This is a genomic window from Streptomyces wedmorensis (assembly GCF_000716445.1).
In the GTDB taxonomy this organism is placed as follows: domain Bacteria; phylum Actinomycetota; class Actinomycetes; order Streptomycetales; family Streptomycetaceae; genus Streptomyces; species Streptomyces wedmorensis.
In genome coordinates, this window is record NZ_JNWK01000020.1 from 108,326 (window position 1) to 128,393 (window position 20,068).

Here is a 20,068-nt window from a genome sequence, read left to right on the forward strand (position 1 = left end):
CACGCCATGGGCGACGTGGTCAGACTCCCTTCCAAGGAGCTGCTGACACAGACACTGCCCCAATCGGCACATCCCACGTTCACCCGGTGAACGGGTCGCAGCTCTCAAAAATGCCGTTCCGCGCCGGGACAGCGAACCCGTTCCAAGCGAGAAGGGGGCGAGATCGCGTTCAGTCGAGCTTGCCCTCCAGCAGCTCCAGCGCCTCCTCCCACCGGAAGCGGTCCGCTCCTCCGCCCGCCTTCGGCCGGTGGGGCTCGTACGCCCCGACCAGCACACCCATCTCCCGCAGCTGGTCCAGGCTCCGGCCGTACGCCGGGTGCGCGGCCATGGCCGCGTTCACGTACGGCAAAACGACCGTCGGGATACCCATCCCGTACGCCTCGCACAGGATCCCCAGCGCGAGAGTGTCGGCGATGCCGGCAGCCCACTTGTTGATCGTGTTGAACGTGGCGGGCGCGACGGCGATGGCGTCGGCGGGCGGGAGGGGGCGCGGGTCGCCGGGGCTACGCCAGGCCGAGCGGATCGGGTAGCCGGTCTGGGACTCGATCGCCTTGGTGTCGAGGAAGCCGAGGCCCTGGGGTGTGGCTATGACGCCGACGCCCCAGCCCTGCTCCTGCGCGGCGGTGATCAGCTTGTGCACGTCGCCCGCGATGCCGGCGGCGCAGACGACGACATACAGAAACGGCTTCTTCGGCCGGTCGTTCATGGCTTTGCCCCCCTCGTCGACGCGCTCCCCTGCGGTCACGATTCAGACCCTAGCCGTCGGCATCCGCGGACGGGGCCGGGTCGGAGAAGCCGCGTGCCACCTGCACGAAGGGCACGGTGTCTGAGTACAAGCGTCGGCTGGACCACTAATGCCGGTGCCGCGCGGTGATCCTTGTGCACCCGGGTGCTCAGCTCACGTATCGTCGCCAAGGTGACCAACGCGCATATGGCGAGCAGGCACCGCATTCCCTCCCATGATCTCGCGGAACTGATCAAGGACTTCGACCTCGGGGACGTCGTCGACTGGCGTCATCTGGCTGACGGCCTCATGAACATGAACTGGCAGCTGAACACGTCGCGAGGGACCTTCGCTCTGAAGCGGGTCACGGATGTACCGCTCGACAGGTTGCGCCGCAATCTTGCCGTGTTGCCGACCCTGGCCGAGGCCGGCATTCCAGTGATCGTCCCTGTGGTCGGCTCGTCGGGTGGGGTCGTGGTCGAGGTCGGCGGGAGCGGGTACTGCCTGTTCCCCTGGGCACAAGGGGCGCACGTTCGTGGCGTGGACCTCCCCCTCGCTCAGGTGCGACGGCTCGGCGCAGTCCTCGCCAAGCTCCACCTGGCGCTCGGGCACGCCGCCGAAACCGGGGTCCTCCCCGCTGTTCCCGACAATCTCACCGCGGACGTCGTCACGCCGGAACGGGCGTCGGAGAAGGCCGACCGGCTCGGCACTGCTGCGCGGGCCCACGGTTCGGGCGACTCCTTCGACGCGGCGGCGCTCGACGCCCTCGCCAAGCGTCGGGTGCTGCTCGCCGAGTACGCGGCCCTGCGCCCTGAGGGGGACGTCCCCGCAGGGCCGTACGGCTGGACGCACGGCGACTTCCAGTACCGGAACCTCCTCTGGGCCGACGGCGAGCTGACGGCCGTCCTGGACTGGGACCGGCTGGGCGTCCGCCCGTACGCCGAGGAAGTCACCCGGACGACACAGGTGCAGTTCGGGGTGGAGGGCGTCTTCGACCTGGAGCGGGTGGCGGCCTTCGTGAGCGGCTACCGGTCGGTGATCCCGTTGGAGTCGGCCGCGCTACTCGACGCCGCACGTCGCCTGTGGTGGAAGCGGATGACGGACTTCTGGCAGCTCGAATTCCACTACGACCGGGGTGACCACTCCTGCGACGACCTGTTCATCGCCGACGAAGCGCTCCTCCACTGGTGGACGGAGCGGCTCGACGAAGTGGAGCGGGCGTTCGGCGGCGCTCTCTAGATCCCCAGTTCCCGGAGCTCTGGGAGGCACGGGCGGGTGAAACGTGCCGCTCTGGTCCGTGCCCGCTCCCCCAGCGCTTCGCGGTCCACGTCTCGGATTGCTCGCGCCCACGCCTCGGGGCCGGCGGTGGCGGGCAGGACGATCCCGGTGTCGCCGATGGCTTCGGGGATCCCGCCGCGGTTGGTACCGATGGTCGGGACGCCGTGGAGGGCGGCCTCGACGATCACGCGGGGGAAGGCGTCTTCCACGGTGGACGGGGCCAGCAGAAGGCGGTGGCTACGGTACAGCGGCTCCATGTCGTAAACACGGGGCACATACGTGACGTTCGGATAGGCCGCGAAGTCGGCAGACGTGTCCCACCAGCCCTCGACCAGGGTGAAGAGCTGCTCCGGCATGAGGCGGATGAGCTGGTGCAGCAGCTCGGCGCCCTTGGCGGGGATGGGGTTGACCATCAGTACGGCTGGGGTGCGCTCCGTGTCCGTAGCCAGTCGTGGGCGGGCGAACGGCGGGTACACCACGTCGATGCGGGTGCCGGGCGTGTGGGGTGCCCGGTCTCGGACGAACTTCGACACAGCAAGCCCATAGTGGGGACGGCCGGCGAGGACGCCCAGTCCGGTGGCGGAGACGGAGTGGAGCAGGCCGGCGACGAGGGTGGTCGGCTTCGCCAGTTCGGCCAGCCTCGCTGATCCTTCCTGGGCGGTGAACACGACGTCGGGGCGGAGTTCCCCCAGGAGGCTGCCCAGTGCGTGCTCCACGTTGTTCTGCGTCAGCGCCGCGCACTCGACCCCGTTCCACCGGTAGCGCAGGGTGCCGTTCGCTTCGTCGTACGGGACGCGATTCCTGTGGAGATGGGCGCGCATGTCGGTGAGCTGGGTGGCTCCGTCCCACGGCGCCTCGTGTGAGCCGAGGTAGGTGACGCGCCAGCCGGCGGCGGCGAGTTCTTCGGCGAGGAGTTGCTGGGTGACCTCGGCACCTCCGATGAGGAAGGGGGGTGGGGTGCGGCGCCAGGCGAAGAGGGCGGTGGGCACCGGCGGTCACCTCGTCCAGAAGCCGACGAGGGCTTCCACGGCCCGGGCGACTTCGTCCGGGTCGGCGTCGGCGGCGAGGACCGTGAGCTCTCGCGTCATGGGCCGGCGGGCCGTGTGGACGAAGTAGTCGCGTGCGTGGTGGAGGAAGCCCGGCTCGTGGAGGAAGTACTCGGACTCGGCGGCGGTGTGGCCGGCGGTCTTCCGGCGGAGGTGGAGCGTCTCGGCCGGTACGTCGAGGTAGAGGGTGCGATCGGGGCGCAGGAACGGGAGCGTCGTGAGTCGGCCGCGGAGCCGGTGGTGGACTCCGTATCCGAACAGGGCGTCCAGGGCGTAGGCGTGGGCGAGCAGGGTGTCCACGGAGCGGTCGAGGACGACGAGCTGCCTGCCGCTCGCGGCGGCCTCGGCCACTCGGGTCGCCTCGATCTCCATGAACCGCTCGAAGGCGGCCAACTGGGCGGCCGCGGAGTCGGTTCGGGCCGGAGGGATGTCGTCGCGGTGGGCAATGTGCTTGACGTAGCAGTCGGAGACGAACGCGCGCGAGCCGAGGGCGGTGTGGCGGAGGTGGCGTATAGCCGTGGATTTGCCGGCGTAGGAGGGCCCTTCCAGGGCGATGATCAGCACGTCGTCTCCTCCGTCCGGTAGAAGCGCTCGGCGTAGAGTCCCGTGCCGTCGACGAGGTCGGCCGCCGTGGTGAAGGCGTGCCGGATCGGCCGGTACATCTTCCGGGCTGGGTGCATCTGCGAGCCGTGCATCCTCAGGACGGTGACCTTGTCCAGGACGACGTCGGTGATGTCGACCAGCTCGGGCCGCATGGCCGCCCCCGTACGCGTACGGAACAGGTGCTGGTCGCAGCCGGCGAGCGCGTACGTCGCCCAGAAGGCGAGGTCCTCCCAGAACCAGGTGCAGCCGAGGCGGACGGCGGCCTCGTGGACGAGGAGGTGGTCGGGGTGGCGGGTGACGGCGGCGGGGGCGAGGAGCTCGGCGTCGGGGTGGAGCGCGGCGATCCGGCGCAGCTCCTCGGTGACCCGGTCGAGCAGCTCGGGGTCATAGGACCTGTACGGCGGCTCGGCGTCCCTGTGGCCGAGAAGGAGTCGGCGGGCGGCGAAGGGTGCGAGCGCGGCGGCACCCTCGCGGTCGCGCAGCTCGGACACCGTGTCGACATCGGCGTACGTGGCTTCCAGGGCGGGATGCACGCTCCGGGAGCGGGTGAAGACGGTGACCACGGTCAGCGGTCGGGGACGGGCGAGGAAGGCACCCGAGGCGGAGAGGGCGAAGTCGTCGTGGTGGGGTTCGATGACGAGGACCGGGCGGCCGACGGGGGTACGGGCCTCGACGTAATAGGGGACGCGGGTGTGGGGCGCCGTCACCTCCAGGACACGGTGGTCCATGGCCCGGTGGCGGGCGGCGAGCTGCTGGGTGTGGGTCTGGTGGACGCGGTGGAGGTCGTCGGGGAAGGTGTAGATGCCGCTGCCGTCCGGGACCGGCAGGTCGACGGCGGGCAGGGGCTTGCGCTGAGGTCGCACAGGGGTCTCCTTCGTCATCGCACGGTGGTCTCGTACCAGTGGCGCCACATGCGGGGCGACCGGAGCCGCAGGCGGGCGGTGACGGGGTTCTGCCACCAGAGCATCCGCAGGCTCGACCACTGGTCGTAGCGGCGGGTCGACGGGCGTACGCGCAGCTCGTCGATGATCGTCACGGGCCGTCTGGTGGTCTGGCCGTGGGCGGTGAGCCGGGCGAAGAACTCCACGTCCTCGCTCATGAACAGGTCGTCCCGGTACCCGCCGACATGATGGAAGGCATCGGCGGTGCAGAACTGGTTGACGCCCTGGGCTCCGCCGCGCCGGGTGCGGTAGTGGTCCCAGTACGCGCACAGCAGGCGGGCTCCGAGCCGTTCGGGCGTGTAGAGCGGCGGGATGGCGCCGCCGACGGCCCCGGCGTCCATGGCGGCAGCGGCGGCGCTGACCGCCTCCAGCGGCAGGGCCACGTCGGCGTCGGTGAAGAAGAGACGGCCGCTGCGGGCGGCGCTCGCTCCCGTGTTGCGTACCCGGCCGATGTTGCGGACGGGCTCGGTGACCACACGGGCGCCGAAGGAGGCGGCCATGTCGGCGGTGGCGTCGGTGCTGGCGTTGTCGACGACGATCACCTCCCCGGTGCGGCCGGTGACCTCCTCCCAGCGGGCGACGGAGGCGAGGACGGAGGGCAGGTAGCGGGGCAGGTAAGCGACCTCGTTGAAGGCGGGGATCACCACCGACAAGGCAGGGGTGGTCATCGGTACGTCCTTTCCGGGCGGGGTACGCGAAAGAGGTGCGGGGTCCGTCGGCTCAGCTCGTCCAGGCGGCCGGCCCACCGGGCGCGGTCGTCTCCGGGTTCGGAGTGGGCCCAGCAGCGCATCGTGTGGAGGACGGCCCAGGCCGCCAACTGGTGGTGGTCCAAGGCGAGCGGATAGGCGTCGGTGACCGTGCGGGCCCGGGCGGAGGCGATGGCGCCGGTCATGACCAGGGTCTGGGCCACGTCGGACTCGCGGGGACCGGCTGCGGCGTCGGTGAAGTCGACGAGGTGGCGGACGGCTCGGGGCCCGACGAGTACGACGTTGTCGCCGTGCAGGTCGCTGTGACACCACACCGGGGCAGCCGCCGGGGCGTCGGCGATGGCGGCCAGGGCGGGCGCGATGCGGTCCAGAGCGCTGGCCGGGCAGCGACGGCCGATCGAGGTGACCTGCTCGTGGAACGGCCGGCGTGGGGCCCACGGCTGGACCGGGGCCCGGTGTAGACGGCCGAGCAGGCCACCGAGGTCCCTCAGGGCTCGCTCGTCGCCCACCCGGCCGGACCGCACGGCGCTTCCCAGGGTGAGCGGGCCGAGGTCCGCGGTGATGAGAGCGGTCACCTCGTGGCCGGGCACGTGTCCGTGCGCGAGGACGGCGGGCGCGGGGACGTGCTTCGCGACGGCCCGGACCGCTGCCGCCTCGGTCGCGGCGTTGCGGCGGGCGGTGACCGCGTACAGCTTGATGACCACGCTCCGCCCGCCGGCCAGGAAGGCCCGGTACACGACCGTCCTCGACCGCGCCGACAGGCGGTGTGCGGCACGGGCCGGAACTCCCACGAGACCGAGGGCGGCCCGCGCGACCGCCGCGGGTACGTTCGTCGTGCTCACCACGCACCCGCCGGTTCCGTCCCGAAGGCACCCAGGCGGCGGACGTGTCGAAGGGCGACCGCCAGGTGCCGCCGGTACTCGGCCACGTCCTCGGTGGCGGGGCAGTCGAGCTGCCAGGGCTTCTCGGGGCCGACGAAGTGCACGAGGGCCGCGGCCGGGTCTGGTCTGAGCGACCGAGTGACGACCCGCCGCACCCAGTTGCCCCGCTCCAGGAACCGGCCGGTCTCGAACCTGTTGAGCCCGGCGGTGGCCTGCCGCACGCGACCGAAGTGCAGGAGCCACAGGTTCAGGGCGTCCTGGTCGTTGTGGAGGATGTGGCGGCGGCCGTGGATGAGCGCGTGCTCGACGCCCTTGCGGACGACGGGCATGTGGTCGGTGCAGGTCCAGAGGACTCCGGCGTTGAAGTAGGGACGGCCGCGCAGGTGGGGCCAGCGTTCGGCGGCCCCCGGCAGCGCCGGGCACTCCCCTACGGCCGGGTTGAACTCGTCGCTTACGGCACCGATCTCGTCCTCCCGGAGGGATCCGAGCGGATCGGTGATGTCTCCACGTACGAGCACGTCCGCGTCCACGTAGATCAGGTAGGGCCGGCGGACGAAGTCCGGCGTGAACTCGAACCGCAGGTAGGTGGTGACCGTGATGTACGAGGCGTCCGCCATCCGCGAGGCGCGCAGCGGGGCGCAGCGGCGGAAGTCGAAGGAGCCGAAGCCGGCCCGCTTGGCGAAGTCGGAGAGGAGCAGGGCCTGCGCCGGGGTGAGGTCGAGGGTGAGCACCCGTACCGCGGCATGGCGGCGGGCGACGAGGGTGAGGCTGTCGGCCAGGCTCGCGATCGCGGCGATGCCGGGGACGAGGTACTGCTGGTCGATGCAGAGACCGAACGCGTACACGAGACGTCGCCTTTCAGGCGTGGCGCACGGAAGGGAGTGAGGGACGGGCCGGTGAACGCGGAAGCTCACCGGTTGTCCCCGCCGCCGGAGGGGGCGAGGACTTGGAGGCTTTCGGGGTCGTCGGTCTCCCAGCAGGGCCCTCCCCCGGTCGGCGGCCGCAGCACCCACACGGTGCCGCCGGCACGGACGTCGGTGACGATCGCCCGTCGGCCGTCTCCGTCTCGAACGAGGTCACCGACCCACGCGCGCCGGGCGCTCACGAGGTGCCCTCGTCGTGCGTGTCGGTCTGTCCGAACCAGCCGGAGGCCGCGTCCGCGAGGTCGCGGCGGCGTCGGGCCTGACCGGGCGTACGGCGGGCCGGGGTGCCGTTCGACGCGTCCGCGAGGAACCCTCCCCGATCGCGGAGGAGCACGCCGAAGGCCGCGAACTGGGCTGCGTCGGAGGCGACATGGGCCGCCGCGCTGACGACGACACCCCGGATCATCCCGGCGGACAGGGCGGCAGTGACCGCCTGCCACCCCGGCCGCTCAGCGAGCGGCAGCGCCGGGTCGGAGTCGGACCAGGCCCCGGCGACGTGCCAGTGCCGGGCGTCGGCGTAGTAGCGGCCACGCTCCTCGCTCTCGCCCAGGGCGGTGGAGGTGGTGGCGCAGGAGTAGACGGCAACGGGTACGTGCCCGAGGCCGCCGGGCGGGTTGTTCGGCATGCCTCCAGGCTGGTGGCCTGCGATGCACGGGCCAAGGCACGGCCCGTCGCAGCGGAGGAACCTCGTACCGGGCTCGACTACCACGTCCCGTGGCAGCGGTCGCGGACTCCGCCGTGGGGCTGACACGGCCCGTAGCAGTCATGCCAGCGGCACCCGCGGAGCTACTACGGACCGTGGTACCGCGGTCCGTTCTTCAGCGCACCCCGAGCGGGACACCGGCGGAGTTGGCCAGCCCGCGCAGTCGGCTGACGGACACGCCGGCGAGCCTGCTGATGATGACGCCGGGCAGCATCTGGTGGCGCACCCAGCCGGGAGCCGTCTCGCACACCGTTTGGAGGGTGTCGGCGGCGGCCTCCCACCGTCGGCATTCCACCTGGGTGAGGGCGACGTCCAGGCCGAAGCGGGCGCGGGTGGCCAGCGGCACGCTGGCGTCCAGGCGGACGGTGTCCATGAGGCGCAAAGCGCCGCCCGTATCGCCGAGCGCCACCGCGATGCTCATCGCTTGCGTGGCGGCGTACATCGGCCCGTACGGCTGTGCGTGCGAGCCGCGGGCGTGTTCGTCTCCGATGCGGGCTGCGACGGCGTGCGCCTGGGAGAGGTACTCGCGGGCGTGGTCCGCGCTCGCCCCGCCCCGGGAGGCGGCGACGGCGGCGTTCGTGACGAGCTGACCGTAGACGCTGAGCCGGTCCGGATCGTGCTCGCTCATCTTGGGCTCGATCCGGTCCGCCTGGGCCGCCGCGAGGAGGAAGCCCTGCTTGGTGCGGCCATCGCGGAGGTTGACCCACGCTGTTGTGGCGGCGAGATGGGCGTCGCGCAGCTCGTCCCCGCCTTGAACGGCGATCTGCCGCCCGTACGTCAACGCCGCGTACGCCAGGTCTCGCGACCCGAGCACATTGGCGGCCATGCCCGCGGTCTGGAAGGTGTCGATCAGGACGCCGGCGGCGGCCTCCCGTTCATCGAGGCCGGCGGCGTCGAACCGGGCGCGGGCTTCTGGAAGGAGCCGCCCGAGGAGGGTACCGAGCTCGGTGTACCGCCCTTCCCAGTAGGCGGCGTCCGCCCGACGCACGACCGCTCGAAGCTCCTCGACGCTGCCCGGCTCGACATCGGCGGGGATGCCGATGGCGGCGTCGTGGGTCGCCGCGGAGACCAGACGCAGCGCGGCCCGCTCGTCGCGGTCCATGGACCGGCGGGGCGCCTGCTGCCCGAGGAGCACGGCGATGTCCGTACCGAGCGCGTCGGCGATCGACAGCAGCGACGGCAGGGAAGCCGTCCCGCCGCGTTCGAGCTTGCGGACGACGCCGACGGACACACCGGCGGCCTCGGCTAACTGCTCCTGTGTCATGGCACCGCGCAGCGCCTTCAAGCGCTCAGAGGTGGTGTACTCCGACCACTGCATGCTTCAGAACCTCCGCGTGATGGGCCCCACACGGACAGTACTCACAGAAACGGGGCGGTGGACAGCCTTCGGCCAGGCGGCAGTTGACGCTCAGACCGTGAGCACAGCAGTGACGCCGAGGAGATCCTCCAGCTCTGCCACGGCCCTATCTTCGTCGGTGACGTGAACGGTCGTGATGCCCAGCTCGGCCGCTGGCGGCAGGTTTACCTCGTGATCGTCCACGAACACGCACCGCTCAGCAGGCAACCCGATCCGCTCCAGGGCCAACCGGTAGATCGCCGGGTCCGGCTTCGCCAACCCCTCCAGCTCGGACACGACGTGCACGTCGAAGAGGTCCCAGACCCCCACATGCTCGTACGGGTTGAACGGGTCTAGCCCGAAGCTGTTCGACAGCAGCGCAAGCCGATGCCCGGCAGCCTGCGCGGCCCGGGCGAGCGCGATCATCCGACGCGCCGGAGGCACCTCGGCCCAGGCCCGCCCCATCAGGTTCACGGGGTCCACGTGCTCGCCCAGCAGAGCTGCTGTTCCTTCATTCCACTCGGCCTGCCCGATCTCCCCGATCTCCAGCGCCGCGTACAGCCGCCGACCTTCGGGGTGATCGTTGAGGGTGGCACGCCACGCGCCCGGCTCCAGTCCTTCGGACACACACCAGGCCCGGTGAACCTCGATGGGGCTGGCGGTCAGCACCCCCGCGAAATCCAGGATCAGTCCCAGCTGCTCATACCCGTCAACCCTGTTCCCGCGCACCATCCGGTGTTCGCCCCTTCCGAGATCGGTCTCGCACGGCGACGCTACCGTGCAACCACCAACCGGAACACACGGGCAGAAGTCGACCACAGGGTACGACCTGATGGCGGGAAGTACCTCGCCCAACGCACCAGCAACTCCAGCGCGAGCTGGAGTCGGGCTACAGCCAGACCCAACCTCCGTCGTCATCCGATCAAACGGCGCGCAGTGCCGGTTTACTGACGCCAAAGCCTCAGATAACGGCGGAGACCAGCCGTTCGTCGCGGCCGCTGCTCTCCCCTGTCATGGACGACCAGCAAATGGAGGTCTCGGTCCCGGTTTTGGTCGATTTCTGCCGCCGAGTAGCGGCGGCTCCAGTGAACGCGACCGTCGCGGATCCAGTAGTGAGACTGGCACGGGAGGGACCAGCTGCCGATCGATGGGGTGAGGGAAACATTCTCGCCGTCGTAGGTGAGGGACCACTGGGCTGGGGAGAGTGGTGTGACGACTTCGTGCCCGCATCCGCAGCAGCACAAGTGGCCGCAGGTGCGGTAGGGGATCGAGATGTAGAGCACCCCTGCGTCCATGGCCTGGGGAAAGGTCTCGGTGAAGACCGGGCTCAGGATGTCTTGCGGAGTCACCGCCGGTCCTCGTTGGCGATCTCGTTGGTGATCAGCGAGTACGTGGTGTGGGCCTCGTCGGTGGCGTCGGCGTAGATGCCGAGGGCGCGTTTCCAGCGGATGACGGCCAGGATGGCGTTGAGCGCGTTGAGGTCCGAGGTCTGGATGTTGCTTGCGTAGGCGTCGCGTTCGGGCGCGGGCTTGGGGATACGCCGGCGGGCGGCTTCTCGGCGACCGGGGAGGCTGGTGGTGATGCGGAGCAGTCCGCTGAGGCGGCCGTCGATCTCTTCGATGCCCATGCCGACGTCGATGAATGGCACGTCGTGCGCTTCGATCCAGTTGATGATGGCCGGTTTGCTGGCCGCGTCGTCGGAGGCGAGGAACACGAACGTCGCCCCTTCGAGGAGGTCGAGGTTGCACTCGTCAAGGTACTGCTCGCAGCCGGTCACGCTGCGGTGCATGTTGGCGTAGACCGAGGCGAGATAGGTGGCCTTGGGCGGACGGGCGCGGAGGGTGTCGAGAGTGGGGGCCCCGGGTGCGCGGAAGGCGTTGTGGTTGTCGAAGGTGTCGCCGTCGATGAGGAGGATCGAGTCGACCTCGGTCTTGGCGACCTGGTCGAGGATGTAGCTTCCGCTGCCGCCGAGGCCGACGATGACGATGCGCTGTCCTCGGAATCGGCGGTTGATGGCGGTGATGCCGGCGCGGGGGGTGGCGGTGTCGCGGTAGGCGAAGGGGCTATCGTCGTCGATCTCCTGCCACGCGGCGCCAGGGGTGGGCGTGGCTGAGGGGTCGAGGGCGTAGGCGTGGTCGGCGATGATCCGCGTGTATGCGGTGATCTTCGTGTACTGGTCGGGGTAGCCGTTGGGGGTGGGCTTGCTGGAGAGCATGAAGTTCGCCTGCATGTCCTCGGCGATCACCCGGGTCTCCGGGTTGGCGAGGGTCAGGGGGCGGCCGTGCTCGGTGCACGGGGTGGAGCCGCCGAACCAGATGCGGTGGTCGGTGTCGGAGACGACTCGGTCTCCGCTGACGGTCACGGGGTAGGTGAGGAAGCCGTACTCGACGGTGCGGTTCTCGGTGACGTACGGGATGCGCTGGACGACGATGTGGCCAGCGCGCACGACGACGTCGTAGCCGTCGTCGAGGAGGCGGGACAGGTCGGGGTCACGAGCGAGAAGTGCGATAGACATCGAAAACCATCCCCTCCTTCACGCGGACGCTGTGGCCGGCCGTGAGGCTTCCCGCTCCGTGTCCGTCGTGTCCGCGGCTGTAGCGGACGGTGTAGGTGTCCTGGTCGTTCGGCGGCTGGCCGGGGTAGGCGAGGTCGACGACCTGCTCGTAGGTGATGGCCTTCGCCTCCCAGGTGTGGGGCCGGGCGTTGACGATGATCGTGACGGGCTTGGGCCCGTGGCTGTCCTGGGACATGGGGTCCTCCTGAAGTGGGGAGCGCGTGTTCGGACTGGTGAGTGCCCGGGGGTATCGGGCGTGCCGCCGCAGGGGGCGGCACGCCGGACGGCGGTTTCGCGATGGAGGGTCAGCGCCGGGGAAGAGCGAGGAGGTTGTTGGTCCACACGCCGTCGGCGTGGGTCCGCAGGTACTTCTCGCCTCGGGCGGGCGTCACGACGGCGACTTCCGTGCGGTGGCCGGCTGCGTCGCTGGTGTAGGCCTTGCCAGCCTGGTTCTCGATCCAGTCGACGATCTGCGCCCGGGTGCTGCTGCTTGCCTCGCCGGACGTCTGGTTGGTCCACCACAGGTGGGTGATGTGCTCGTGCGTGGTGCCGCCGGCCGTCAGGCGTACCGCGGTGATCTGAATGGCCACGTTGCTGTTCCTACTGTTCCTGCCGGCGACGTTCCGACGGGTTCCCGCAGCCGGCGCCGGGTTCCTTGGGCACCCTGGGTGGGGTGCTTCGCCTGGGACAGACGACGTAACTCGCGGGTAGGAAGACGCGTGCGGTTCGCGAGGCCGGCGGGGCGTCAGGAGCAGTCGAAGCAGCGGTCGCTGTTCGGGGGGAACATCGCGGGCGGGTGCACGATGAAGCAGCCGGGGCAGGCGCGGCCCGGGACACGGGACGGGCAGGCGCAGCGGCCGCAGTCGGGGCACTGAGGAACGCGGCAGCTTGGGCAGGCGGGTTCGAAGGAGCGGTACTCCTCGTCGCAGTTCGCGCAGATGTAGTTGCGCGACTGGGGGCCGCTGCCTGCGGTGGGCGGAGTGAAGGCGCGCCAAGGGGCGGAGTCGGTGACGAGGACGGCGACGATGTAGCCGTCCATGGGGGCGGTGTCAGTGTGCAGTTCGCGTCCGAGGATGCCGTCGCGGTAACGGACCTGGGTTCTCCCTTGTGCGCGGCCGGAGCCGGTCAGGGCACGGTCGATGACGGGGATGTCACCTTGGAAGCTGCCACGTCGCAGGGGGCGCTCTCCGTGCGAGGCGGCGAAGGCGAGGTGTCCGGTGGGATCGAGGAGGAGAACGTGACCAGGAGCGGGGAGGTGCTGGGCTGCTCGCACGCAGACGGCCATGCGGGAGGCGTTGCTCGCCCGCCACAAGTGGGTGATCGCCAAGGCGGTGAGGCCTTTGACGTCCAGGTGATGACCGACGAGGTGCGCGGGGAGCAGGATCTCGGCGGCGAACGCGTCGCAGGCGGCATCCTCGAGGAGGACGCCGCCGTCGAGTTCCCGGCTGAAGGGCTCCATAAGGTCAAAGCTGCTCTTCTGCAGGTGGTGACCGAGTTCGTGCAGAGCGGTGAAGTCCCGCCGTGCCTGACTGGCGGACATGGCGACCGACAGGCGCGGCGGCGGGCCGTAGTCGTATGCTCCGGCGACGCTACAGCCTTGTGCCGCCTGGCCCTCGGGAACGTCTTTGACGGTGAGCTCGGGCCAGGTCCGCAGTTCCGCGAGGGCGCCTTGTGTCAGGCGTTCGAGGGCACCGGGGCGAGCCGCTTCGACTTCCTTGATCATGGCGGCGGCCTGAGTGCGGGCTGCGCCGGCGAGCACGTAATTGACCACGCGAGGTGCCCCCTTTTCCTCTATTTGTCCAGGATGAGTTCGAAGTAGCGGTCCGTGCGGGCGGTCCAGTTCGGCTGGGCGCGGTCATCGTCGCGTGCCGCGAGCGTGAAGATGCCGTAGGCGGCGCGCAGTCTGCCGTCGCGTTCAGTCTCGTCGTACTGAGCAGCGAGCTTCTTGATCTGCGTGCGGCGCAGGGGGCGGTTCAGCTCGTGCACGACGACAGGTGGCAAGGCTGGGTTGGCCGCGAGCAGGTACCCGGCCGGCTGGCCGAGGTGCTCGGCAAGTGCGGCGGCTTGGTCGGCGGTGAGTGCCTGCTGTCCTCTCCATACGGCGAGCGCCTGGGGCGGCAGCAGATTCAATGCGGCCGCGAGCTGCGGGGCGGTGATGGCGTGGGCACGAAAAAGCTGGGAAAGGCCTCCCGCCCCTTGGGGAGCCCACTGTGCCGAGGCCAAGGCCTCAAGGCGGTCGGCGAGGACTGCGCGGTACTCGTCGGCTGCCGCGGACGGCAAAGCGCCGCTGCCCCGCTTGGTGCCTGCGATGGCATCGGCCAGTGTGCGGGAGGTGAGGATGTCAGGGCGGTTGGTCAGCTCGCCGACCTGCCGGTCCAGCACGCACCACGGAAGCGTCGTCTCCATGCCCCACCACAATGCCAGCGGCTGTTCCAGGGTGGTCGCCTGAGCGGGCAGAAGCAGGGTGTCGCTGTCAACGTACCGTTCGAAGGAGGTCGGCACGGCACGCACGGTGTCATCGTCACCGATCGTTGTGATCAGCAGCAGCTGGATGCTGTCCTCCCATGCCGCACGCCAGATCTGGCCCGGACGTGGGTCCTGAGGTGGTGCGGTGGCCACCCGGTGGACGGCGTCGGGCACTTTCAATCCCGCCGCGGCGGCTACCAGCCTCTGGTAGGCAGTGGTGTGGACAGAGCTCATGCCGTCTCCCCCGTCTCCTCGGCTGTGGTCCATCAGCGCATTCTCTTCTCACTGGATCCAGACGACGTAACTGGGACGGTTCACGAAGGAGCGTCGCCGCAGCGCCGCAGCAGTGCGGTCATGACTGTCTGCGGGTCACTGTCCACGGATAGGGCGTCACGGAGCAGAGTTTTGAGATTGGACAGGACCATGGCCGCGTGGCCTTGCCGGATCTCCAGCAGCTGCGCCGCGTGATGGGCGTCCTTGTCGAGGTACGGGAGCAGCAGGCGCTCATTGGGTGCGAGGCGCTGCCAGATGTCCTCGGCCACTGCGTCGACCCCGGTCGGGTCCGGTGCGGTGGTGACCGTCTGCCGTTCGACGATTTCGGCGACGGTGCCTTCGTCGGCGTACAGCGGGGTGAAGCGGGCCGGTGCCAGGAGCTCGAACCGGGCCTCGAGGACCTTGGCGAGGTCCTCCTCCCGCACCGCGCCCTGTGCATGCTGCAGCACGCACAGCAGGATGGTCTTGAGGGCATGGACCGTCTGCTTGGGTGTGGGGCCGGCATGGTTCCAGCGGGTGATGCCGACCCCTGTCACCCGCGCGGCCCGGGCGATGAGATCGTCCAGGTCTCCCTGCCATACAGCTCCATCGGCATGGTCGGCCAGCGCCCAGCGGGGCGGGGAACCCTTGGTTTTCCGGTAGGCCAGGTCCTCGCTCATCAGCCGGGCGATACGGCGCCGAAGCTTGCCCCGCGGCGTCTTCTTCGCCTCGTCGATGAAGTAGTGCTTGATCGTCGCGAGATACACACGTTCCAGCGAAGCATCGTCCGTGGCGAGCGCGAAGCAGCTTGTGACGAACTTCTGTCCTTTCCCATCGCGGGTCAGCATCGCCAGGACCACCTCATAGGCAGCGTCATCGCTCCACTCCGCGTGCCCCTCGGGCGGTGGAAAGCCGTAGGAGCGACGAACCTGGTGGACCAGTCGCCGCAGCAGGTCGAACGAGACCGGCCCCAGCTCGCCCGTCCGTGTCAGCTCCTCGAAAGCCCCGCCTGTCACGAGCCACCCCCGATCCCTTGCCCCCGCCCCGGCGCCTGCAGCCACGGGGCTTCCAGTCTGCATACACCAGCATCTCCCTCCGCGGCATGCGACACACGCATATTCCCCTCGTCGCACAGAAGGGCCCACCCGCTATCCGGACAAGGAGGTGTCATGTTCTCTACGGGGCGGCACGGACGGCGGCAGAGACGCGGTGCAGTTCGAGCAAGCAGCGTCCGATCCCGAGGGCGAACCCGAAGCCCTCTACAGAGGTCACAACATCAGTGCCCTACCGTGCGTTTGGTGTCGACTCGTACGAAGGCAAGGGTGCCGCCGAATCCGGTTCCATACGGCCGGTGACGAGGCGTGACGTCGCCAATAGCTTGACCGAGATCAACATTGTCGATGGGTCGATTCGCTTCACGGGCGGGTCGTCCATGCCTTGTGCGCCCCTGCGCACTTGCGTGCTCCGGCTGCCGCAACCGTACTTTCGCGGGGTTCTTGAAGTGCCCGTGCGAGCCGTAGGGGACTCATTGAAGCCGGCCAAGAAGGTACTCCTCGACCTCGACGCATCGTCGAACGTGTCCATCCGATCCAACGAAGAACTGCTCGGCAAGGTGCAGTCCGCGATCGCTGCGGACGACAAGGCGCGCAAGAAGAGGGAGGCCGAGCCGCTCCGCCGCAAACCGCTCCTGTCCGGGATCCCGGGCAACGAGCTCGACCGCCGGGTGCGGATCTCCATGTGGGACGTGCTGCACACGCTCGGCCGGGCCACGACGCTGTCCTGGAAGGGTGCCGGGCGCGGCCTTGCGGAGCACTGGGGAGCCCTGAAGTACAGCCAGGCATTGGCGGGCGGTCCTGACTCGTTCCTCGGGCTTTCGACCGAAGGGCGGAAGATCGCCGAACGGTACAAGACCATTCAGTCGCACGAGCTCGGCATGGCCTTCGGGCTCACGCTCGCCAAGCAGGTGCTCGGGCGCCGGTTCCCCGAGCACTCCGTGAGCATCGTCCCCGCCGACACGGTCTTGCGTGCCGGGTGGGCTCTCACGAGCAGGGAGAAGGGCAACAAGGTCGGGTACGGGTACCGGCCGCAGTACTTCGCGGAGGTCTGGCGTCCTGGGGAGCCGTCCCTCGTGATCCCCATCGCGACCAAGGGCAACCACAGCAACGCGGCGATATCGGCCGGCCAGCTGGCGTCCGCGTCGGTGCACGCCGAGGCCGTGCACATCGGCGCGTGGAACGAGACCCCGAGCCTGCTGTTCAGCACGGAACTTCCTGCGGACGGCACCGTGACCGTCCACACGCTGCAGGCTCCCGGCCGTGACGGCTGGCTCGCCGGCCCCTCCGGCGAGAGCAAAGCCGATCTGGACACCGCCCCATCGGAGGAGAACCCCTTTCCGGGGATCCAGCCGCCTCATGTGGGAGGGGCGGCTCGCGAGCCAGTTCCCGGCTGCCACGTGACCCCCGAGTACTTCAGGTGGTTTCAGCAGGTCCTCGGACATACGGCGGCGGCCGGGCTCATGGCCTTCACCGGCTCCGGTCAGGGCACTGCCCGCTACCTCACCAAACGGCAGGGCAATGAACGGTTCGACGACTTCGAACACGCTGCCGCCGGCAGCGTCCAGAACATCAGCCACCGCCTCCTCGGACGCACCTACGCCGGCACCGACCACGTGTTCCGGCTGAACGGGCCGCGCGTCGAAGCATTCTCCGGCGTGGACAAGGCGCTCTTCGACCTCCTCGTCGAAGGGGAGGTCGAGGAGTACCGCCTCCGCGTACACGCGGCCCGGCACACTCGTCCCCAGCTCGCCTGGGACAAGAAGTGGGGCGGCCCCGTATCCGTCCACGCTGACGGATCCGTCCTCGCCATCCGCCTGCTGCCCGGTCAGCGCGTGAAGCGCAGCTAGCGGACTGTCCCGAAAACGCCGGAAGATCGAGTGCGTGACCTGCGGGTGCCGACGAACACGCAGGTCACGCGCCCTAGCTCACTGATCACACCAGGTGCCTTCTAAGCACTTGACCGAAGGTTCGAGTCCTGCGGAGGCGCGCGACGGAAGGCATTCTCCGGTTACGCACAGCTCCTCAATGGAGATCGAACGATCGGCGCGCCCGGCCCCCGGGTCGACGGTCCGCCCCCAGCTCCGGATGAGGCCCCGTCTCTCGGGATGAACACACGTCGCGCCCTTCGCGTAGACAGCGAGGGTGGGTCACCGGCCGCCCCAAGCACTCGATTCGGCCCGAACCGAAAATCTTGAGCACTCAAACAGCCCCTCCACGAGGGGGTGGCTTTCGGTCATTGTCCGCCCGGAACACCTCACCGACCGCCTTGTGCGGGTTTGCGGTATGGCGCCCCCCTCCTCCACCCGAGGACGATGCCCCTCTGTGTCCGCCCCTGATCTTCAGCGCGGTCGACACGAGGAGACACGGGGGTGGGACCTTGTCGTACGCGGAGCACCAGTCGGTGTTCTCAGCTCCTGCGGTGCCTCTGGGCACCGCAGCCAAAGTTGGAGAGACGATCGGCCACGGCACCTACACCGAAGGCGTCACCCGTCGGTTGAGCGCTGCCGCCTTCGTCCGTGCCGACTGGTGGGCCGTCCTCCGCGCCATCCTGGCGCAGCATTGGAAAGCGCTGAAGGCCGCGGTGCGGAAGCGTCTGCGATGGATCTTCCCGGAGAAGGCCCAGGAGGTCGCCGAACAAGAAGAGCCGGCGCCCCCTGCGGTCGTATTGGGCGAGGACTACGCCGTTTGGGTCCGTCATCGGATCAAGAAGCCGGCGCGACCGGTGCCGGTCTACGGCTTCCACCAGGAACCGGTGGTGCACGCGTGCGACCGGGCCGTCCGGCACATGCGTGGACGCCGGACGACGATCGTGGTCCTCGTCGCTGCCGTCGCGTGGCAGACAGGCGTCGGTACCCTCGGTGCGGGGTGGGCGGCCCTCGTCCTACTGGCCGAGACATGGGGCGTGCACCTGGTGGATCGCTACTTGGCGCAGTTGCGGCTCAATGCCCTACTGGCCGGGGAACTGCAAGCGCCTGAGGCAGCGGATCAGGCCCACGCCCTGCCCTACCAATACGAACGCCGCCCGACCGGCGACCGGCACCGATTCATCGGGGCGGGACTCCAAGCGTGGCACGAGGCCGTCATCGGCATCGATGTCGAGCCGGCCCCTGAGAACCAGGACGCCGAGCACGATGCCGCAGCGGAACCGTTCCCGAGTCCTGGCTCACCGACGGTGCGCTCCGGAAGCCCCGACATGGCGGCGGTGGCCAAGGCAGTGCTCGACGCGTTGACGAAGCACAACGAGCCGGTGGCCAAGAAACCGCTGAAGCACTTCACCGCCGCTCAGCTGCACGCTTACATCGCACGCCGTCTCGACGACCCGGCACCTTCCCACCACCAGAGCCATCCGAAACTGCGGGTGGAGGTCGTGGGAATCTCCGGCATCCACCAGAAGCGGTGGAGCCAGATCGATGACGACACCTGGCGCAGCCTCCATGCCCTCGCCGTGGACGAGACCGGTGACAAGCCCGCCGAGGAGGTCGCCCGTCGATACATCTGGGCCCGGGTCACAGCCTGGAACGGGGAGCTCGTGGCGGCAGTACTCGTCCACTTCGCATACCAAGGCGGTTTCCTGCGCGTCACCGTTCGCCCCCACATCATGGGGCCCCTCAATCCGAGGGTGGCCGGGCTCGTTCCGGCCGTCCCGCTCACTCCCACGTGGCTGGCCCGGGCCGCCTTCAACGCGCTCGTGGACGTCTACGTCGGCCTTGACCGTCTCCTACGCCGCAAGGCCCGCCCGCGCCCCGAGCTCGACCCCGGCAGCGGCCCCGTGAGCCTCCGCGAGGTCTACAGCACCCGCCGCCTGGACGACATGCACGCGTACGACGACGCCCGCTACTACGTGCAGATGATGCAGCGCAGGGTCTTCGACTCCACGGAGATCTTCTTGCGCGACCACAACGTCGACATCGCCGCCTACCGCCAGCAGTCCACCGCGATCTACAACTTCGGCGTCATGAACGGCGGCACCATGACCGGCCCCGTCCAGGCAGCGCCCCTCTCGGCCAATCCGTCCATGAGCAACTGACCCTTCCAAGCCAGGAGCCCAGCATGCCCCTCCGAGGCCAGCCCGACCCCGTCCCGAACGGCGTGAACTTCGGCGTCATCAACACCGGCCGCATGACCGGACCCGCCCAAGCCGCCCCCTTCTCCCAGAACGCCGCTCAGACCAACAACCTCACCAACGAGGCCGTGGACAGGGCCCGCGAGAGCATCGACGAACTGCGCCAACGCCTGGAAGAGCTGCGCGACCAGCACCCCGGAGCGGACGGCGCCCTGCGCGACCTCGACATGATTGCCCCCCGGTTGGACGAGCCCGACCGAGACCCCGGAGCCCTCCGCTACATGATCGAGAGCCTGGTCGAACGGTGCGGAGGCATCCCCGGCGTCCTCGCGGCGGCCCAACTCGTTCAATCCACGGTCACGGCGCTGCTGCCCGGCTCCTGATGCCTCCCCGTCGCGCAGCCATGTCCGACCGCTGCTACAGAACCCCTCGCTGAAGACCGGGAAAGAACGCGATGCCGGGTTCAGTCGCAGCATGAGCGGCGGTCGTGAACGGCTCGGGCAGATCGGTACGACGCCCGTAACGGCGAGGCGCCC

General features: G+C 69.5%; 21 protein-coding genes. 4 read left to right on the forward strand and 17 right to left on the reverse strand.

Annotated elements, in window-relative coordinates; genetic code table 11:
- Window positions 1-169: 169 nt before the first annotated feature.
- Window positions 170-706: a flavoprotein gene (locus OO54_RS17930; RefSeq protein ID WP_033204283.1), complete on the reverse strand. Its 537-nt coding sequence runs from the start codon at window positions 704-706 to the stop codon at window positions 170-172.
- 171 nt (window positions 707-877) lie between these two features.
- Here OO54_RS17930 and OO54_RS17935 point away from each other — a divergent pair, with 171 nt between their 5' ends.
- Window positions 878-1,963 (forward strand): phosphotransferase, encoded by a 1,086-nt coding sequence (locus tag OO54_RS17935; RefSeq protein ID WP_033204285.1) that lies wholly within the window; start codon window positions 878-880, stop codon window positions 1,961-1,963.
- Here the strand turns inward: OO54_RS17935 and OO54_RS17940 are convergent.
- From OO54_RS17940 to OO54_RS18020, 16 genes are all read right to left on the reverse strand, one after another.
- On the reverse strand, window positions 1,960-2,991 hold the full coding sequence (locus tag OO54_RS17940; RefSeq protein ID WP_033204287.1) for a glycosyltransferase: 1,032 nt from the start codon (window positions 2,989-2,991) through the stop codon (window positions 1,960-1,962). The genes OO54_RS17935 and OO54_RS17940 overlap by 4 nt on opposite strands.
- Window positions 2,992-2,997: 6 nt before the next feature.
- A complete protein-coding gene (locus tag OO54_RS17945) occupies window positions 2,998-3,612 on the reverse strand; it encodes a hypothetical protein (protein ID WP_033204289.1) in 615 nt (204 codons plus the stop codon).
- Window positions 3,606-4,532 carry a PIG-L deacetylase family protein gene (locus OO54_RS17950; RefSeq protein ID WP_051787014.1) on the reverse strand — a complete coding sequence of 309 codons (927 nt, stop codon included), beginning with the start codon at window positions 4,530-4,532 and terminating at the stop codon, window positions 3,606-3,608. The genes OO54_RS17945 and OO54_RS17950 overlap by 7 nt, the downstream gene beginning before the upstream one ends.
- Window positions 4,529-5,260: a glycosyltransferase gene (locus OO54_RS17955; protein ID WP_033204291.1), complete on the reverse strand. Its 732-nt coding sequence runs from the start codon at window positions 5,258-5,260 to the stop codon at window positions 4,529-4,531. Before OO54_RS17955 ends, OO54_RS17950 begins: the two co-directional genes overlap by 4 nt.
- On the reverse strand, window positions 5,257-6,141 hold the full coding sequence (locus OO54_RS17960) for an aminoglycoside phosphotransferase family protein (protein WP_033204397.1): 885 nt from the start codon (window positions 6,139-6,141) through the stop codon (window positions 5,257-5,259). The genes OO54_RS17955 and OO54_RS17960 overlap by 4 nt, the downstream gene beginning before the upstream one ends.
- The gene (locus OO54_RS17965; RefSeq protein WP_033204293.1) at window positions 6,138-7,025 is read right to left on the reverse strand and encodes a glycosyltransferase family 8 protein; all 888 of its coding nucleotides are present in this window, start codon (window positions 7,023-7,025) and stop codon (window positions 6,138-6,140) included. The genes OO54_RS17960 and OO54_RS17965 overlap by 4 nt, the downstream gene beginning before the upstream one ends.
- Before the next feature lie 256 nt (window positions 7,026-7,281).
- A complete protein-coding gene (locus tag OO54_RS17975) occupies window positions 7,282-7,728 on the reverse strand; it encodes a hypothetical protein (RefSeq protein WP_033204297.1) in 447 nt (148 codons plus the stop codon).
- Between the two features lie 193 nt (window positions 7,729-7,921).
- Window positions 7,922-9,124: a helix-turn-helix domain-containing protein gene (locus OO54_RS17980; RefSeq protein ID WP_033204299.1), complete on the reverse strand. Its 1,203-nt coding sequence runs from the start codon at window positions 9,122-9,124 to the stop codon at window positions 7,922-7,924.
- A 90-nt stretch (window positions 9,125-9,214) separates the two neighbouring features.
- The gene (locus OO54_RS17985) at window positions 9,215-9,874 is read right to left on the reverse strand and encodes an HAD-IA family hydrolase (RefSeq protein WP_033204301.1); all 660 of its coding nucleotides are present in this window, start codon (window positions 9,872-9,874) and stop codon (window positions 9,215-9,217) included.
- A gap of 212 nt (window positions 9,875-10,086) precedes the next feature.
- A complete protein-coding gene (locus OO54_RS48790; protein ID WP_051787015.1) occupies window positions 10,087-10,491 on the reverse strand; it encodes a ubiquitination-like system serine protease family protein in 405 nt (134 codons plus the stop codon).
- The gene (locus tag OO54_RS17995; RefSeq protein ID WP_033204303.1) at window positions 10,488-11,657 is read right to left on the reverse strand and encodes a ThiF family adenylyltransferase; all 1,170 of its coding nucleotides are present in this window, start codon (window positions 11,655-11,657) and stop codon (window positions 10,488-10,490) included. Before OO54_RS17995 ends, OO54_RS48790 begins: the two co-directional genes overlap by 4 nt.
- Window positions 11,632-11,892 (reverse strand): multiubiquitin domain-containing protein, encoded by a 261-nt coding sequence (locus OO54_RS18000; RefSeq protein ID WP_033204305.1) that lies wholly within the window; start codon window positions 11,890-11,892, stop codon window positions 11,632-11,634. The genes OO54_RS17995 and OO54_RS18000 overlap by 26 nt, the downstream gene beginning before the upstream one ends.
- 109 nt (window positions 11,893-12,001) lie before the next feature.
- Window positions 12,002-12,286, reverse strand: coding sequence for a DUF3892 domain-containing protein (locus OO54_RS18005; protein WP_033204307.1), 285 nt, complete (start codon window positions 12,284-12,286; stop codon window positions 12,002-12,004).
- Between the two features lie 155 nt (window positions 12,287-12,441).
- The gene (locus tag OO54_RS18010; protein ID WP_033204309.1) at window positions 12,442-13,467 is read right to left on the reverse strand and encodes an ImmA/IrrE family metallo-endopeptidase; all 1,026 of its coding nucleotides are present in this window, start codon (window positions 13,465-13,467) and stop codon (window positions 12,442-12,444) included.
- A 20-nt stretch (window positions 13,468-13,487) separates the two neighbouring features.
- The gene (locus OO54_RS18015) at window positions 13,488-14,396 is read right to left on the reverse strand and encodes a hypothetical protein (protein ID WP_234439282.1); all 909 of its coding nucleotides are present in this window, start codon (window positions 14,394-14,396) and stop codon (window positions 13,488-13,490) included.
- 80 nt (window positions 14,397-14,476) lie between these two features.
- On the reverse strand, window positions 14,477-15,475 hold the full coding sequence (locus OO54_RS18020) for a hypothetical protein (RefSeq protein WP_245236728.1): 999 nt from the start codon (window positions 15,473-15,475) through the stop codon (window positions 14,477-14,479).
- Window positions 15,476-15,942: 467 nt separating this feature from the next.
- On the opposite strand from OO54_RS18020, the gene OO54_RS18025 reads away from it, so the two are divergent.
- The 3 genes from OO54_RS18025 to OO54_RS18035 all read left to right on the forward strand — a co-directional run bounded on the left by OO54_RS18025 (window position 15,943) and on the right by OO54_RS18035 (window position 19,915).
- Window positions 15,943-17,316, forward strand: coding sequence for a hypothetical protein (locus OO54_RS18025; protein ID WP_033204314.1), 1,374 nt, complete (start codon window positions 15,943-15,945; stop codon window positions 17,314-17,316).
- 530 nt (window positions 17,317-17,846) lie between these two features.
- A complete protein-coding gene (locus OO54_RS18030; RefSeq protein WP_245236729.1) occupies window positions 17,847-19,496 on the forward strand; it encodes a hypothetical protein in 1,650 nt (549 codons plus the stop codon).
- A gap of 23 nt (window positions 19,497-19,519) precedes the next feature.
- Window positions 19,520-19,915: a hypothetical protein gene (locus OO54_RS18035; RefSeq protein ID WP_033204316.1), complete on the forward strand. Its 396-nt coding sequence runs from the start codon at window positions 19,520-19,522 to the stop codon at window positions 19,913-19,915.
- The last annotated feature ends 153 nt before the right edge of the window (window positions 19,916-20,068 follow it).